The sequence below is a fragment of the Noviherbaspirillum aridicola genome (assembly GCF_019656455.1).
Taxonomy (GTDB): domain Bacteria; phylum Pseudomonadota; class Gammaproteobacteria; order Burkholderiales; family Burkholderiaceae_D; genus Noviherbaspirillum; species Noviherbaspirillum aridicola.
Map to the genome: position 1 here is coordinate 1 of NZ_BPMK01000024.1, position 15694 is coordinate 15694.

Here is a 15694-nt window from a genome sequence, read left to right on the forward strand (position 1 = left end):
TCAGGCCGGTGCCGGTGGCCTTCTTGTATTCCTCGGCCCACTTCGCATAGATCGGGTACGGGAAGGTCGCGCCGGCGCCGGTGATGTCGGCGGCGATCGCGTTGTTGATGAAGCTTGCTCCGGCGGCAATGGCCATCGTGGCAAAGAATTTGTTCAGTCGCATCATCTGCTCCATGAGAATTGTCAAACAAGGACAGGGCGAACTGTAGCCCCGAAATATGACACGTTTATGACAGCGGCGACACGCGCTTGTCATAAAGCGGCGCAAGAGATTTTTCCGTCATAAAGCGGTCATATTTGCTTAATAGACTCGGTCCGCCGGCATGTGCCGCCCTAGATTTGCCAAAAGAATGAATAAAAAGACAAGCAAGAAAACCGGCTCTTCCCTCTCGCACGAGGAAACAGGGACGTATCTGAATCGCGAACTGTCGCAGCTGGCATTCAACCGCCGCGTCCTCGCCCAGGCCGAAGACCGCGCGGTCCCGCTGCTCGAGCGCCTGCGCTTTCTCTGTATTGTCAGCAGCAACATGGATGAATTCTTCGAGGTCCGGATTGCCAGCCTGCTGGCGCAGGACCCGGGCGCCGCGCCGAGCGTGCCGACCCCCGCCCTGGCGGCGGTGCTGGGACGGATCGGCGAGGAGTGCCATGCGTTGATCGAAAGGCAATATACGCTGCTGCACGAGGAAATCCTGCCGCAGCTGGCATCCGCCGGCATCCGGCTGCTGCGTCATGAAGAGCGCAACGAGGCGCAGCGGGCCTGGGTCAAGGAGTACTTCGACCGGGAAGTGCGGCCGCTGCTGACGCCGATCGGACTCGACCCGGCCCATCCGTTTCCCCTGGTAGTAAACAAAAGCCTGAATTTCATTGTCGAGCTGTCGGGCAAGGATGCTTTCGGCCGCGGCAACGCGATCGCCATACTCAAGGCGCCGCGCGTGCTGCCCCGGGTCATCCGCCTGCCGGATGAACTGTCCGACGGCGCCGCCTGCTTCTGCCTGCTGTCTTCGGTCATCCACGCGCACATCACCGACCTGTTCACCGGCCGCGAAGTCACCGCCTATTCCCAGTTCCGCGTGACCCGCAACAGCGACCTCTGGGTGGACGAGGACGAGGTGAAGAATCTCCGCCAGGCGCTGCAGTCGGAGTTGCAGAGCCGTCAGTTCGGCTTTGCGGTGCGGCTGGAAGTGGCGGCGAACTGCCCGCCGCACCTGTCGCAGTTCCTGCTCGAGCAGTTCGGCATCGACAAGGGCATGCTGTATGCGGTGAACGGGCCGGTGAACCTGGTGCGGCTGCAGGAAATCATCAGCCACGTGCAGCAGCCCGCCCTGCACTACCCGCCTTTCGTCCCCGGCCTGCCGGCGACGCTGGCCGACGGCGGCATGTTCGCGCTGCTGCGGCGGCAGGATGTGCTGCTGCATCATCCCTTCCAGTCCTTCCAGCCGGTGGTCGAATTCATCCGCTCCGCCGCCCATGACCCGGATGTGCTGGCGATCAAGCAGACCATTTACCGGACCGGCATGAACTCGGACCTGATGGAGTCGCTGATTCTCGCGGCGCAGCGGGGCAAGGAAGTGACGGTGATCGTCGAGCTCATGGCGCGCTTCGACGAACAGGCCAATATCAACTGGGCGGAGCGCCTCGAACGGGTCGGCGCACAGGTGGTGTACGGCGTGGTCGGCCTGAAGACGCACGCCAAGCTCGCGCTCGTGCTGCGCCGCGAGGGCCGGGAGCTGCGGCATTACGCCCACCTCGGCACCGGCAACTATCATCCGACGACGACCAAGTTCTACACCGACTTCGGGCTGCTCACCGCGCACCCGGGCATCACCAGCGAAGTCAACGAGATCTTCATCCACCTCACCAGCCTGACCCGCCCGCGCCGGCTGCAGTATCTGTGGCTGGCACCCTTCGGGCTGCAGCGGGAAATCATCAAGGCCATCCGCAACGAAGCCGCGATCGCGCGCGAGGGCCGGCCCGCGCGCATCATCGCCAAGATGAACGCGCTGATCGACGAATCGGTGATCCGGGCGCTGTACGCGGCCTCGGCCGACGGCGTCAAGATCGACCTCATCGTGCGCGGCGCCTGCGCGCTGCGTCCGGGCGTGCCGGGCTTGTCGGAAAACATCCGGGTGCGTTCGGTGGTCGGCCGCTTTCTCGAACACAGCCGCATCTATTATTTCCGCGCCAACCTCGAACACCGGGTCTATCTTGCCAGCGCGGACTGGATGAGCCGCAACCTGCTGCGCCGGGTCGAAGTCGCTTTCCCGGTGCTGGACAAGTCGCTGCGCAAGCAAGTCATCAACCAGGGCCTGAACCCGTACCTGAAGGATAATGTCGACGCCTGGGAACTGGGCGCGGACGGCCGCTACGTGCGCCGTAAGCCGCGCGGCAAGCAGGCGGCGTTCAGCGCGCAGCAATACCTGGCGCAATCACTGGGCTCGAGCCAGTAAGGAGAAAACATGGAACTGATCCTGTGGCGGCATGCGGAAGCGGAACCGGGCGGACCGGAGCTGCGGGACGAGGCGCGGGCACTGACCGCCAAGGGACGCAAGCAGGCGGCGCGCATGGGCGAGTGGCTGGACCGCCAGCTGCCCGGATCCTGCCGCGTGCTTTCCAGTCCGGCGGTGCGCACCGTGCAGACGGTCGAGGCGCTCGGCCGCAAGTTCAAGACCCATGTTTCGCTGGCGCCGGACGCGAGCGCGGCATCGGTGCTGGAAGCTGCGCAATGGCCGCAGGCGGCGGGCGCGGTGCTGGTGGTCGGGCACCAGCCGACGCTGGGCCAGGTGGCGTCCCTGCTGCTGGCGGGGCAGGAACAGGACTGGCTGCTGCGCAAGGGCGCCGTGCTGTGGATCGCGCAGAAACAGGTCGGCGAGCAGACCCTCCCCTATATCAAGGCGGCGCTGACGGCCGACATGGCGGGCAAGTAAACCGGCGGCACGCCGCCCTAGGGCAAGGCCAGCGACACCACGTGCAGCACCAGGCCGACGAGGCCGCCCACCAGGGTGCCGTTGATGCGGATGAATTGCAGGTCCTTGCCGACATGCAGTTCCAGCTTGCGCGACATGGTCACTGCATCCCACTTGTGAATCACCCGCGCCACGAGGTCGGCAATCGCCTCGCGCCGGCCGACGATGGTCTCGGTGGCGACGATGCGGATCCACTGATTGAGCTTGCGCTGCACGCTTTCATCCTGCAGCAGGTCGCGGCCGAAAGCGCGGATGGCGTGATCGAGCTTGGCCGCCATCTGGGAATCCGGACTGTTGGCATCCGCCACCAGGCGTTCCCGGATGTCGTGCCAGACGCCGATCGCGTAATTGCGCACCGCGGGATGCCCGAGCACTTCGCTCAGAATCGCGTCCAGGCGCGCCTCGTACTCTTCCGAGGTGCGCAGCTTTTCCAGGAAATCCCTGGCGAGATTGTGGAAGCGCATCCGCCATTCGCTGTCTTCGTCGCGCATTTCATCGAGCGTGCTTTGCAGCGCCGCGACGATGCGCTCATACAGCTTTTCATCGATCGCCTTGGGCAGCCAGCGCGGGCTGGTCTCATGGATTTTCCATCGGATGTAGGACTTGTTGTGCTCGAGCGCGCGCCCCGCCAGCACGATCAGCTGGTCGAACAGCGCGCGCTGATGGCCGCTGGCCATCAGCAGATCGAGCATGTCGGCCAGCGCCGGCGCGAAGCGGGTGTTTTCCAGGGTGCGCGCGATCCGATGCTGGATGAAGCTGCGCACTTCGTCGTCCTCGATCACTTTCAGTAGCGAGGGCACGCTGCGCACCGCCTGCCGCGCCACCGCGCGGCTGTTTTCGGGCTGCGCCAGCCAGCCGGCCGCGGCACCGGCGAAGTCGACCCGGCGCAATTCCTCGCGGATGACTTCCTGGGTGATGAAATTATGCTCAAGGAAATTGGACAGGCTGTCGCCTATCCTGTCCTTGTTGCGCGGAATGATGGCGGTATGCGGAATCGGCAGGCCGAGCGGCGAGCGGAACAAGGCGGTCACCGCGAACCAGTCAGCGAGCGCGCCCACCATCGCCGCTTCGGCGAAGGCGGTCACGAACGCCAGCCATGGATAACGCGCCTCCCCCAGCCGCGCGGCGACGAACAGCACCGCCATCAGGACGAGCAGGCCGGTCGCCAGGCGGCGACTCTTGCGCAACTGTTTTTCCTGCTCCAGCTCGTGCATCGGTCGTGTCGCTCTGTTGACGGAACTCCGGTTCGAGCGCGAAGAGATGCGGTTGGTTCACAACCGCGGCAATGACTCGCGGCAAGCAGGATCGGCCTGGCCGGCTTACTTCCCTTCTTGCTTGCCCTCTTGCTTGCCTTTCTTCGGCCGCCCCGCCTTCAGCGACGGCAGCGAACCGAGCACGTCCCTGACGCCCTGGACATCGAGACGCTTGAGCAGCGCCACGCCCGCGCGCAGCAGTTCGCTCTTCTTGACCTCGATGCCGGCCTTCAGGCAGGCCTTCTTGATTTCGCCGAGCGCGGCGTATTCCGATTCCGGCATGGTGAAGCTGTCGCGAACGAGCTTAGGCTTGCGCGCCCTGACCTCCGGCTCCGCCTTGACTTCCGGCTTTGCCTTGACCGCCGCCGCCTTCCTGGCTGCCGGTTTTGCTGCCGGCTTTTCAACCGGCTTTGCGGCCGGCTTTGCGGCCGGCGCCGCCTGTTCGGCGGGGACAGCCGCCGGCGCCTTGGCCTGGGCCGTCACTTTCGAAACCTTCTTCGCTGCCGGCGCGGCCTTGCCTGCCGCGGGGGTGGCGGACTCCGCCTTGCTTGCAATCGTCTTTGCCATGTTCAATCCTCCATGCGTGAAATCGTATAAATCATTTATACCGTATAAATGATATTACCGTTTATGTCCGGCATGCAAGACTGTTTCCGTCATCACCGGGTAACAAACACTGGGCAAACTTGCCGAAAAACAACTTTTAAGGTGTCAAGCCCATGTCGATGCTCCTCTCTCCCGCCGTTCGCCTGATGCAGCAGCTGCGCCTGCTGCCGAAATTCGGGCTGGTCGCGCTGCTGTTCGCGTTGCCGCTGCTGCTCGTCACCGCGCTGCTGCTGGTCGAATTGCAGCAATCCGTGGCCAGCACCGAGACCCGTCGCGCCGGACTGAAACGCCTGGAGGCCGGCGCCGAGGCTGCGCGGCTGCTCGAGCAGCATCGCGCCTGGCGCCACCTTGCCCTCGCCGGATCGAAACCGGCGGCTGCCAGGGCCGACGAGATCAGGGCCGCGCTCGACACGGCGATCGCCCGGTTGACGACCGATGCGGCGCCCGCTGCGGCCGATGCGGGCAAGCAATGGCAGACGCTGAAGGAACGGATCGCCGGCCTCCAGGCCAAGGAAAGCTATGCCTTGCATGGCGCGCTGCTCGCGCGGATCGCCGAACTGAATACCCGCATCGCTGAATCCTCGGGCCTGACGCTGGACCCGGAAATCGCGCCGCACCACCTGGCGACGCTGGCCGTCACCGCCCTGCCGGAACTCGCCTCCGGTCTCGCCGACGTGGCCGCGCGTGGCGCCGCCTATATCGATACCGGGCTGCAGGAGGGCGGCGAAGATGTGCTGCTCAGCTCGACGCTGATGCTCGCCCAGCGCGACCTGGCGCGCATGCCCGAGCGTTTCGCCGCCGTCCTTCGCGAGCGCCCCGCGCTCGCCGCCCGCCTCAAGCCGGAGCAGGCATCGCTCGCGGGTGCCGGTCTCTTCATCGAGCGCGCACGCAACGAGGTGCTCAGCTCGGTCGATCAGACGTCCGGCATGGCCTTTCTCGAGGCGGGACTGCAAAGCATCGACGCCCTGCACGGTGCCGCGCGCGCCAGCCGCGCCGAACTCGACGCCCTGCTCGCGCAGCGTGTCGAGGATCAGACCGGTCATCGCAATCTGATCGTCCTGATCGCGGTCGCCGCGCTGTCCGCCGCCATGTGGCTGCTGTCCGGGTTCATCGAGTCGTTCCGGCGCGATATCGGGCAGCTCGGCCGCGCGGTGGCGAAGGCGGCGCAGGGCGACCTCTCGGTCCATGTATCGACCCGCTCGCGCGACGAGATCGGCGAGCTGGCGACGGCGTTCGACGACATGATCGACGGTCTCGGCCGGCTGGTGCGGCAGGTCCGCGGCGGCAGCGAAACCATCGGCCGCGCGGCCGCCGAAATCGCCTCCGGCAATGCCGACCTGTCGGCACGCACCGAGTCGCAGGCGGGCGCGCTGCAGCAGACCGTAAGCTCCATGGAAGAACTGACCGCGGCGGTGCGCCGCAACAGCACCGGTGCCGCCGATGCCCATCGCCTCACGCTCACCGCCGGCGCCATCGCCGACAAGGGAGGCGAAGCGGTGGAGCGTGCGGTCGCCAGCATGGCGGCGATCAAGGCATCCTCTGCCAAAGTGATCGACATCATCCGCGTGATCGACGAACTCGCGTTCCAGACCAATCTGCTCGCGCTCAACGCGGCCGTCGAAGCTGCCCGCGCCGGCGTCCATGGCCGCGGCTTCGCGGTGGTGGCTTCCGAGGTCCGCGCGCTGGCCCAGCGCAGCGCGGGCGCCTCGCACGAGATCCGCAAGCTGATCGACGGCGCGGTCGGCGAGACCGAGCGCGGCAACGCCATGGTGGCCGACGCCGGCAAGACCATGCGCGAACTGCTCGGCGCGGTGCGCGAAGTCACGCTGATCATGCAGGACATCGCCGACGCCAGCAGCGAACAGTCGACAGGCATCGAACAGGTCAACCTCTCCATCGGCCAGATGGATGAAGTCACGCAGCGCAACGCCGCGCTGGTCGAGCAGGCCGCCCAGGCCTCGGCGGCCCTGCGCCAGCAGGCGGAGGACCTGCTGCATGCGGTCGCCGCATTCCGCCTCGACGAGGACGGCGAGCCGCAGGCGCCTGCCGCGGTCAGCGCCGCGGTGCGGGTGCTGCCGGTCCCCGGCCGCCCGCTGCCCGCCGTGCTGCCCGCTGTGCTGCCCCGGGAAGAGCGTCCTCTTCTGCGCGCCTGATTCCCTGTTCACTCACTTTGCCAGACTCGACATGATGTACCGACTCAAACAACTGCTGGTCGCCGGCCTGTGCCTGCTGCCGCCCGCGATGCCCGCCCTGGCGGCCGAACCGATCGTGATCGGCCAGGCCATCGACCTGTCCGGCCCCAACGGAAGCCTCGGCCGCGACTATGTCGCCGGCATCAAGACCTGTTTCGACATGATCAACGCCGCGGGCGGCATCCAGGGCCGCCGCATCCGCTTCATCGCGCGCGACGACGGCGGCGACCCGGCGGCGAGCGCGGCCGCGGCGGCCGAACTGCTCGAACGCGAGCAGGCGGAATTCCTGATCGGCGGCATCGGCGATGCGACGGTGCGGGCAGTGGCGGACAGCCCCGCGGTGCGGCGCAAGGGCCAGATGCTGTACGCCCCGTTGGCGGCCGGCGAACAGACGCATGGCCAGCGCGTGCTGTACTGGCGCCCGACCTACCGGCAGGAGCTGCGCCACATCTTTTCGCATTTCAGGAAGCTGGGCATCAGCGATGTCGGCGTCGTGCACCAGGACAGCCCCGTCCACCAGGAAGCCTGGCGCAGCGTGCAGGAGGAAGCGCGGGAGCGCCAGGTGCGCGTGACCCGCGAGGCGCGCATCAGCGCGCGCGAAGACAGCATCGCGCAGGAAGCGCAACGCATGGCGGCCGCCCGACCGGGTTTCGTGCTGGTGATCGCCGACAGCATCAGCACCGGCCTCTTCCTGAAGGCTTTCCGCAAGCACGACGGCCAGCGCTTCGTCGCCGGCACTTCCCTGACCAACCTCGATACCCTGCGCGAACTGGCCGGCAGCCGCGCGGTCGAGTGGACCGTGTTTTCCCAGGTCGTGCCCAATCCCGGCGCCGGCAACACGGTGCTGCAGATGGAGCACCTGGGCATGATGAAGAAATACCGGGACGAGAGCGTGTCCGCGCTCACGCTGGAGGGATTTGCGGCCGCGCGCACGCTGGTGAAGATGATGCAGGCGTCGCGGCGCAGCGGACCGGCGGTGCTGCAGGAATTCATGGCGCGCGGCACGGCGATCGACATCGGCGGCCTGACCGCCGCGCCGGAGAACGGCCGCCTGTCCGGCTATCTCGACATCGCGCTGCTGACCCGCGGCGCCGGACTGGTTTTCTGAGGGCGCGGGCCGCGGTCAGTCCGCGGTCCGTAGCTGAAAGCCGTAGCCCGCCTCGTCCCAGGCGGCACGCTCCTTGTCGATCCACACGCCGACGGTCGGATGGCGCTGCAGCCATGCGCGCTTGAGCTCGAGTTCGATCCCCTTCTTCATGCGCAGCCGCATGTCGCTGATATCGCCGTCGATGCGCGAATGCATGAACATGGTGGCCAGCCGCAGCGCGAGTATCGCCCGCGCGCGGTCGCCGTCTTCCAGGGCGTCGGCCACCTTGCGCAGGTTGCCCTTCTGCGCCAGCGCCAGCGTCGACATCAGCCGCTGTTCGCGGGTGGTGAAGCCGGGCAGGTCCGCGTTGTCGATGATATAGGCGCTGTGCTTGTGGAAGCCGGTGTGCGAGACCGCCAGTCCGATCTCGTGCAGCAGCGCCGACCAGCGCAGGTATTTCTCCATGTCCTCGCCCGCCGGCTTGAGCCGCGCGTACAGCGTCAGCGCCGCATTGGCCACGCGGTTGGCGCGGTCCGCGTCCACGCGGAAGCGGCGCATGCATTCCCGCACCGACTGCTCGCGCCGGTCGCGCTGCGTCGCGCGCAGCTGCAGATCCCACAGCACGCCCATGCGCAGGCCGGCGTCCACCGGGTGCAGCACCGGGATGTCCAGTTCCTGCATGAGGCCGAGCAGGATCGCCAGGCCGCCGGCGACCGCGATCGCGCGATCGGGCCGGATGCCGGCGAGATTGACGCGGCCGATGTCGCCGAAAGCGATCAGGCGGCCGGCGAGCGCGCGCAGGCTGTCCTGCGACATGCGTCCGTCGCCGATCGCATTCCTGGCGATGACTTCGGCGGTGGTGCGGATCGTGCCCGACGAGCCGTAGGCATTGCTCCAGCTCTGCGCCTTGTACAGCGGGGCCGCGTCTTCGAAGGTGGAACGGGCGGCCAGCACGGCCGCCTCGAAGGACGTGTCGTCGATGCGTCCCCCGGGGAAGAAGGACAGGCTGTGGCCGGCGGTGCCGATGCTGAAGGATTCAACCTGGAGGATGTCGCTGCCACGGCCGACGATGACTTCGGTGGAGCCGCCGCCGATGTCGACCACCAGCCGCTGCTCCGCGGCCGGCAGCACGCTCGACACGCCCATGTAGATCAGCCTGCCCTCTTCTTCGCCGGAAATGATCTCGATCGGATAGCCGATGGCCTGCTCCGCCTGCGGCACGAACTCCGCCGCATTCCTCGCCACCCGCAGGGTATTGGTGGCGACCACGCGCACCGCGTCCAGCTCATATTCGCCGAGCACCGCGCGGAAGTCGCGCAGGCACTGCAGGGCGCTCTGCATGGCTTGCGGCGTCAGGTTTCCCCCGGCATCCAGTCCGGCACCGAGCCGTATCTGGTCTCGTGCCGTGCGTACGATGCGGATCGCCTCACCGTCGAAAGCGCCCACATGCAGGCGGAAACTATTGGAACCCAGATCGACGGCGGCAAACATGCTTTTTTCCTTTTATTGCCTCGTCCCGGCGCCGGCCGCGGACAAAGACGTTGACGATAGGGACGCATTATGACTGCTTGATGACAAAACAGGATGAATGTTCCGTGAACCGGCCCGGCCACGGGCGCTCCAAGCCCCACCCGCCGCCCGAGGAGCCGCCATGCCGTCACGCACCCCTTTTCCCGTCGCCGCCGATCCGATGCTCGGCTGGCTCCGTTTCACGCTCGGCTATGCGGAGATGCTGCAGTCGTCCGCGGTCGTGATTGCTCACCGGCTCGGCAGGATGGCGGCCGCCGGCCCCAACCCCGGCATCCGCGATCGCCGCGAGTTCACCCGCATGGTGCAGGAGAAACCGCAGGCCGCCGCCGAGTCGCTGCAGGCGATGATGCTCAGGGCCATGACGCTCAATGTGCAGCAGGGCATGTGGATGGCGGGGCAGATGGCGATGGCGGGCGCCGGCCTGATGCGATGGTGGATGATGCCCGCGCCTTTCCTTCACGCAGGGAGCGCGCGGCGCCCGGGACGCGCGGTGATGTATGGCGGCACTCATGCGATGGAGCGCCTGTCGCGTGCATGCGCGGGCATCGCCAATGGCGGGTTGAAGCCGGTCCGCTCGCGCGCGACGGCGAACGCGAGGCGGCTCGTCTACCGCCCCGCGGGTCGCCGCGCGGCAAAGCGCGGCGCGAGATAAGCCGTCAGGACGGGGCCGGCTCAGGCGGCGAGCTGTCCGGCCTCCTGTGCGGCCTCCTGAACGGCCGCGTCCGCCGCCGCCGTACTGTCCTGCCCGGCCTCCGGCGCCCAGGTGCGCGCAGCACCCGTCGAGCGATAGATCGGCCCGCCGCCGCGGCCCCAGCCGAGCACCCCGTCCAGCCGTCCCCGCATCACCGCCCGCCCCAGCGCCAGCTCGTTGCCGAAGCGCCCCTGCGACAACGGCCGCAGCACCGGCGCGAGCAACCCCCGCAGGATGACCCAGGGCGGCAGCGCATGCTTGCGGTACAAGGCGCCGGCGCCGCGCGCGCGGAGTCGCTCGGCGTGCCGCGCATCCGCCGTCGGCGGCGGTTCCTTGAGCGGATGATGAACGACCGCCGAGGGTTCGAATTCGATCACGGCGCCGGTGCGCAGCGCCCGGAACAGGAGGTCCGTCTCCTCCCCCGCGCCGAACCACTGGCCGACACCCAGCCGGGCGTCGAAACCGCCGATCCGCTGGAATACCGCCCGGTGGAAGAACAGCGCGAACGACGGCGTGGGCACATCCCGGAAGGCGCGCGAGCGTCGCCAGCTCAGCCGCGACGCCGGCTCGGACGCGTCTATCAGCTCATGCCAGCGCGCGGCGACGCCTGCCGCGGGCTGCCGGCCCTCGAAATACTTCGCCAGCCGCTCGAGCATGTGCGGGCTGTACCAGCAATCGTCATCCGGAAAGCCGATCCACTCGCCGCGCGCCGCATCGATGCCGAGATTGCGTGCGGCGGACAGATTGGCCGGCTGCAGGCGCAGATGACTGAGCGCCAGTCCTTCCTGTCTTGCCTGCGCCAGGATGGCGTCCAGGCGGTCATCGCCGTTCTGGTCGACGACGATGACTTCGAAACCGCGCCAGCTTTGGGCGGCAAGCGAGGCGAACAGGCCCGCGAGTTCGGCGGTGCGTCCCACCGTCGCGACCACGAGCGATAGCAATGGCTGATGCATGAACAAGCTCCTCCGGATCAGACTGTCGGTGAATGGCTCTCCGCCCGAGACGCGGCGGTATTCAGGATTCGACTTCCTGCTCGCGCACGGGCGCGACGGGCATGCGCTGAAAGCGCAGCTGATACTCGGTCTGCCGGGAGGCGTCGTCCATCCTGCGCGCCTTCTTGTCTTCCCGCCAGCGTTGATAAAGCCCGACCCAGGTCGGCGACAGCTTCTGTTCCAGGGTGGGCGGACGCAGATGCTCGGGAATGAAATGCCCCTCCCTGAAATGGCCGCACAGGCGGCACAGCCGTTCCGCGGCCTCCAGCATGTCGTCGTCGTCGGCCGGAAGATGCGCGTGGCCGAGGCGGTTGCCCTCGATGCGGTCGATGCCGCCTGCCACCGCGCACGGATAGTAGCCGAGCGGCGTGAGCGCCATGCCGCACTCCGACATCACCGCGCAGCCGTTCCGGTAATCCGCGTGCCGGTAGGCGGGATCATCGGCAGGCGCGAGGTTGAACGGACCGAACGACGGCTGCAGGTTGCCGGTCTTGGCGGAATTCTCGATCTCGATCCCGGACGGGATCTTCTTCAGCATCGCCTGCACGCCCTTGCCGTTGCCGTTGGTGACCAGCTGCACCTGGCAGGCGGGATGCCAGCGCTTGTACTGCAGCACGTCCTCGAGGATGCGGATGCATTCCGGATGCATGGTCGGCTCGCCGCCAAGGATGCGTATCGTGCTCCAGCGCTTGCCGCGCGCGATCGACTCGGCGACGAAATCCTGGATCATCGCGCGCGACATGTGCATCTTGTCCGGCGCCTGCGTGATCGAGCGGTTGCAGTTCAGGCAGCGCAGGTTGCAGGCATAGGTAATGTCGATCTCGATGCGGTCGCGGCTGCGCACATATTGCGCTCCGAACACGCGGGTCACCGCCCGGAGCACCCGCAGATGCCGATAGCCCGCGCGCACGCGGTACCAGAAACGCATCGGCGCCGGACTCATCCGACGCAGTACATCAAGCATGAAAGGTGTCTTGTTTGCGTTCGCCAAAGTCGTCTCCTTCGTTGGATCGGAACTGCGTCGGGACTCACATCTTTATCTCTTGCCTCGATGACACAATGACAATGATCAAGCGGTTACATCGTCCCGCGAAAGATAGTTACCGTGGTCATGCGGCGTGGCGGATGGGCCGGGCTACGCGTGGCCTGCTGCATAAAGTCCAGGCCTCGCCGTCCGGCATGGCTTCATGGCCGGTCGATGATTGTCCTTGATCCGTATTGCTGATAAACAAGTAAAATCTGGCAACCTGTCAACGATCGGGTGCAACCATGGGCTTGCCACGAGCTGTCGTCGGCTTCAGCAGTACGGATATTGCTTACTACCGGATGATGCAAGCGTGGAAAGAGCGCGAGCATATCGACTTCAATTTCGTCGACTGTCAGCTGGCGCAGGAAGTCAATTCCGAGAACGAGGCGTATATCAAGAAAAAATGCCGCGAGCGCATCAGCAGGGGCGGCACCTACCTGATGTTGATCGGCCAGGACACCCGTTATAAGTGCGACTACGTGCAATGGGAGGCGGAAGTAGCACTGGAAAAAAAATGCAGGATCATCGGGGTCAATCTCGATGGATTACGATACGCCGATCACAAATGTCCTCAGGTCATCCGGAATATCGGCGCCGTCTTCGTTCCGTATGAAGCGAAGATCATCGAGTTCGCCCTCAGAGATTACAAGATGCGCGGGACGGACGACTGGCACTATAAGGAAGAGATTTATGCGCGACTCGGCTTATAGGCCTTCGCTGCATAATCGGTCAAGAAGACGCATGAGCTTCCTGATGGAGCCGAGTTGACTGTGCTTTCAGGTTTCGCAGGACAGGGTGTTGGTCAAAGCCTGATCAACTGCTTGTTTGAGCGTCGGTATCCTGCCCCCACGTCAGACGCTTTTGCTTTGCGTCGGGACTGCTCGTTGATGATTTGGAGTAGGCCGGATATGTCGCCGTCGTGACAGTGCGTTGCCAGGAACCGCTGAAGCGTCGAGGGAAGCTGCGACGTACGTCAAAGCGCAACGACTGGACCATGGCGCTCGCGACCGACGACTTGCATCGCGTATCGCGCCGTGGCCAGAAACAGGGCAGAAACAAAAAAGCGCCTCGGGAGGCGCTTGATTGCTTGGTCGTTGGCGGAAAGGGAGGGATTCGAACCCTCGATACGCATAAACGTATACTGGATTTCGAGTCCAGCGCATTCGACCACTCTGCCACCTTTCCGTTACGGGTCGATTTGCGGACGGGGTACGCCGCAAAGCCGAGGAGTATAACAGACAAACTACGGAGAAGGAATAGTAACTGCGAGAAACCGGCCCCTTCCGCCCTTCCGCCCTTCCGCCCTTCTGCTCTTCTGCTCTTCTGCCTGCCCGACCCCACGTTCCGGCACCCGCCCCCGCCCATTCCCGATTTTCGTAAAAGTTTCTTTTGATCATCATCCTGTCACATACGGCGGCTAGGATGCGGCTACCAATAGACCGTCCAGTTCAAGAAAGGCTGCCGTGAGTTCCATCCTCTCCTTTTCCAGTGTCGCCGCGCCCGGGCAGCAGGTCGCGCCGAATGCTTGGCCGGGCATGTTCCCCGCCCCCGCCGGCCCGCAGCGCCAGCCCCGGCCCCAACCCGAGACCGGAGATGCCATGTTGTTGTCGCGACTGAGGGAAATCCTTTCGCTGCGCCAGTTGAGCGCGCTGTTCCAGCCGATCATCAACATCCAGCGCGGCGAGATCGTCGGCTATGAGGGCCTGATCCGCGGCCCGTCGGACAGCCCGCTCCATTCGCCGCTGAATCTGTTCAAGGTCGCCCGCGCCAACAACCTGAGCGTCGAGGTCGAGCACATGTGCCGGCGCGTGGTGCTGGAGCGCTTCGCCGAACTCGATCTGCCGGGCAAGCTGTTCCTCAACGTGAGCCCGGACATGCTGCTGCAGCCGCGCGCCCGCCACGGTGAAACCCTGGGCTACATCCACGAGGTGGGCATCCATCCCGACCGCGTGATCATCGAGCTGACCGAGAACCAGCCCGCCTATGACTACGACCTGCTGCGCGAGGCGGTTCGCCATTACCGTGGCATGGGCTTCCAGATCGCGATCGACGATCTCGGCGAGGGGTTTTCCAGCCTGCGCCTGTGGTCGGAGCTGCGGCCCGAGTATGTGAAGATCGACATGCATTTCGTGCAGGGCATCCACCAGGACCCGGTGAAGCTGCAGTTCGTGCGATCGATCCAGGAAATCGCGCAGGAATCGGGCACCATTGCAATCGCCGAAGGCATCGAGGCGCAGACCGAGCTGATGCTGGTGCGCGATCTCGGCATCGCCTGCGGCCAGGGCTACCTGATCGCGCGCCCGCAGCCGGAGCCGCCGCGCGAACTGGCGGCCGAACTCACGCAGTCGCTCAACCGCACCGGTGTCGCGCTGTATCCGCAGCGCGGCGCGCTGGAGCACAACGTGGTGACCGCGAAAAAGCTGCTGCGCATCGTGCCGAGCGTTTCGCCGACGATGACCAACAACGAGGTGTGCGAGCGCTTCATGAGCGACCCGCAACTCGCGATCCTGCCGGTGGTGGATGAAGGCCTTCCGCTCGGCCTGATCGCGCGCAGCTGCCTGGTGGACCGCTTTGCCCGCCTGTACTCGCGCGATGTCTACGGCAAGAAGCCCTGCACCACCTTCATGGACCGCCATCCGGTGGTCGCCGACAAGGACACCAGCCTGCAGGCGCTGAGCGAAATCATGGTGGCGGCCGACCGCCATCATCTGTCGAACGGCTTCATCATCACCGACAACGGCCGCTATCTCGGCATGGGCACCGGTCACGACCTGATGCGCGAGATCACGCAGATGCAGATCACGGCGGCCCGCTATGCCAATCCGCTCACCCTCCTGCCGGGCAATGTGCCGATCAACGAGCATATCGAGCGCCTGCTGCAGAAGCAGGTACCCTTCGCCGCCTGCTACGTGGACCTGGACCATTTCAAGCCCTTCAACGATGCCTACGGCTACCGCCGGGGCGACGACGTGATCCAGCTCACCGGCCGCATTCTCACCGCGCATGCCGACCCGCGCCGGGATTTCATCGGCCACGTCGGCGGCGACGACTTCCTGGTGCTGTTTCAGAGCGAGGACTGGGAGCGGCGGTGCAGGATGGTGATCGATGCCTTCGCGGCCTCGATCCCGCAGCATTACAGCAGCGAACATCGCGCGCGCGGCGGCTTCGTCAGCGAAGACCGGCGCGGACGCACCGTCTTTCATCCGCTGATCAGCGTCTCGCTCGGCGCGGTGCGGGTGGAGCCGGGCCGCTTCGTCTCCCACCACCAGATAGCGTCGGCGGCGGCGGAAGCGAAACGGCAGGCGAAAAAAATCCCCGGCAACAGCCTGTTCATCGAACGGCGCCAGGGATAG

General features: G+C 65.9%; 12 protein-coding genes, 1 tRNA gene and 1 pseudogene. 7 read left to right on the forward strand and 7 right to left on the reverse strand.

All coding sequences use genetic code 11. The annotated features are described in order from the left end of the window. A pseudogene (locus tag NCCP691_RS21455) lies at positions 1–163 on the reverse strand (phosphate ABC transporter substrate-binding protein PstS); the annotation flags it as partial. A 187-nt stretch (positions 164–350) separates the two neighbouring features. On the opposite strand from NCCP691_RS21455, the gene ppk1 reads away from it, so the two are divergent. Both ppk1 and NCCP691_RS20390 read left to right on the forward strand, forming a co-directional pair. Beyond that, positions 351–2447 (forward strand): polyphosphate kinase 1, encoded by a 2097-nt coding sequence (gene ppk1, locus NCCP691_RS20385; RefSeq protein WP_220810412.1) that lies wholly within the window; start codon positions 351–353, stop codon positions 2445–2447. 9 nt (positions 2448–2456) lie between these two features. Beyond that, positions 2457–2924, forward strand: a complete 468-nt coding sequence (locus tag NCCP691_RS20390) for a SixA phosphatase family protein (protein ID WP_220810413.1) — start codon at positions 2457–2459, stop codon at positions 2922–2924. Positions 2925–2941: 17 nt separating this feature from the next. On the opposite strand, the gene NCCP691_RS20395 is transcribed toward NCCP691_RS20390, so the two are convergent. Continuing rightward, complete coding sequence (locus NCCP691_RS20395) at positions 2942–4177, reverse strand: DUF445 domain-containing protein (protein ID WP_220810414.1); 1236 nt, start codon at positions 4175–4177, stop codon at positions 2942–2944. A 105-nt stretch (positions 4178–4282) separates the two neighbouring features. Further along, positions 4283–4783 carry a hypothetical protein gene (locus NCCP691_RS20400; RefSeq protein WP_220810415.1) on the reverse strand — a complete coding sequence of 167 codons (501 nt, stop codon included), beginning with the start codon at positions 4781–4783 and terminating at the stop codon, positions 4283–4285. Positions 4784–4935: 152 nt separating this feature from the next. On the opposite strand from NCCP691_RS20400, the gene NCCP691_RS20405 reads away from it, so the two are divergent. Together NCCP691_RS20405 and NCCP691_RS20410 are read left to right on the forward strand one after the other, a co-directional pair. Next, the gene (locus tag NCCP691_RS20405; protein ID WP_220810416.1) at positions 4936–6975 is read left to right on the forward strand and encodes a methyl-accepting chemotaxis protein; all 2040 of its coding nucleotides are present in this window, start codon (positions 4936–4938) and stop codon (positions 6973–6975) included. Between the two features lie 31 nt (positions 6976–7006). Next, complete coding sequence (locus NCCP691_RS20410) at positions 7007–8122, forward strand: ABC transporter substrate-binding protein (RefSeq protein ID WP_238482528.1); 1116 nt, start codon at positions 7007–7009, stop codon at positions 8120–8122. A gap of 15 nt (positions 8123–8137) precedes the next feature. Here NCCP691_RS20410 and NCCP691_RS20415 read toward each other — a convergent pair whose 3' ends face one another. Beyond that, a complete protein-coding gene (locus tag NCCP691_RS20415) occupies positions 8138–9592 on the reverse strand; it encodes a Ppx/GppA phosphatase family protein (RefSeq protein WP_220810417.1) in 1455 nt (484 codons plus the stop codon). 160 nt (positions 9593–9752) lie between these two features. Between NCCP691_RS20415 and NCCP691_RS20420 the strand changes: the two genes are divergently transcribed. After that, positions 9753–10283: a polyhydroxyalkanoate granule-associated phasin gene (locus NCCP691_RS20420; RefSeq protein ID WP_238482529.1), complete on the forward strand. Its 531-nt coding sequence runs from the start codon at positions 9753–9755 to the stop codon at positions 10281–10283. Positions 10284–10303: 20 nt separating this feature from the next. On the opposite strand, the gene NCCP691_RS20425 is transcribed toward NCCP691_RS20420, so the two are convergent. Both NCCP691_RS20425 and NCCP691_RS20430 read right to left on the reverse strand, forming a co-directional pair. Continuing rightward, positions 10304–11275, reverse strand: a complete 972-nt coding sequence (locus NCCP691_RS20425) for a glycosyltransferase family 2 protein (RefSeq protein WP_220810418.1) — start codon at positions 11273–11275, stop codon at positions 10304–10306. 61 nt (positions 11276–11336) lie between these two features. Beyond that, positions 11337–12278, reverse strand: a complete 942-nt coding sequence (locus tag NCCP691_RS20430) for a radical SAM protein (RefSeq protein WP_220810419.1) — start codon at positions 12276–12278, stop codon at positions 11337–11339. Between the two features lie 305 nt (positions 12279–12583). Here NCCP691_RS20430 and NCCP691_RS20435 point away from each other — a divergent pair, with 305 nt between their 5' ends. Continuing rightward, positions 12584–13051, forward strand: coding sequence for a TIR domain-containing protein (locus NCCP691_RS20435; RefSeq protein ID WP_220810420.1), 468 nt, complete (start codon positions 12584–12586; stop codon positions 13049–13051). A 385-nt stretch (positions 13052–13436) separates the two neighbouring features. On the opposite strand, the gene NCCP691_RS20440 is transcribed toward NCCP691_RS20435, so the two are convergent. Beyond that, positions 13437–13526: transfer RNA gene (locus tag NCCP691_RS20440), tRNA-Ser, on the reverse strand. 413 nt (positions 13527–13939) lie between these two features. Here NCCP691_RS20440 and NCCP691_RS20445 point away from each other — a divergent pair. Beyond that, positions 13940–15694 carry a GGDEF domain-containing protein gene (locus tag NCCP691_RS20445; RefSeq protein ID WP_238482530.1) on the forward strand — a complete coding sequence of 585 codons (1755 nt, stop codon included), beginning with the start codon at positions 13940–13942 and terminating at the stop codon, positions 15692–15694.

Excerpts from the sequence above, each read along its gene's own strand:
- NCCP691_RS20425 (WP_220810418.1), bottom strand. The coding sequence starts at position 11,275 with ATGCATCAGCCATTGCTATCGCTCGTGGTCGCGACGGTGGGACGCACC.
- NCCP691_RS20400 (WP_220810415.1), bottom strand. The coding sequence starts at position 4,783 with ATGGCAAAGACGATTGCAAGCAAGGCGGAGTCCGCCACCCCCGCGGCA.
- NCCP691_RS20410 (WP_238482528.1), top strand. The coding sequence starts at position 7,007 with ATGATGTACCGACTCAAACAACTGCTGGTCGCCGGCCTGTGCCTGCTG.
- NCCP691_RS20395 (WP_220810414.1), bottom strand. The coding sequence starts at position 4,177 with ATGCACGAGCTGGAGCAGGAAAAACAGTTGCGCAAGAGTCGCCGCCTG.
- ppk1 (WP_220810412.1), top strand. The coding sequence starts at position 351 with ATGAATAAAAAGACAAGCAAGAAAACCGGCTCTTCCCTCTCGCACGAG.
- NCCP691_RS20415 (WP_220810417.1), bottom strand. The coding sequence starts at position 9,592 with ATGTTTGCCGCCGTCGATCTGGGTTCCAATAGTTTCCGCCTGCATGTG.
- NCCP691_RS20390 (WP_220810413.1), top strand. The coding sequence starts at position 2,457 with ATGGAACTGATCCTGTGGCGGCATGCGGAAGCGGAACCGGGCGGACCG.
- NCCP691_RS20435 (WP_220810420.1), top strand. The coding sequence starts at position 12,584 with ATGGGCTTGCCACGAGCTGTCGTCGGCTTCAGCAGTACGGATATTGCT.
- NCCP691_RS20445 (WP_238482530.1), top strand. The coding sequence starts at position 13,940 with ATGTTGTTGTCGCGACTGAGGGAAATCCTTTCGCTGCGCCAGTTGAGC.
- NCCP691_RS20405 (WP_220810416.1), top strand. The coding sequence starts at position 4,936 with ATGTCGATGCTCCTCTCTCCCGCCGTTCGCCTGATGCAGCAGCTGCGC.
- NCCP691_RS20420 (WP_238482529.1), top strand. The coding sequence starts at position 9,753 with ATGCCGTCACGCACCCCTTTTCCCGTCGCCGCCGATCCGATGCTCGGC.
- NCCP691_RS20430 (WP_220810419.1), bottom strand. The coding sequence starts at position 12,278 with ATGCTTGATGTACTGCGTCGGATGAGTCCGGCGCCGATGCGTTTCTGG.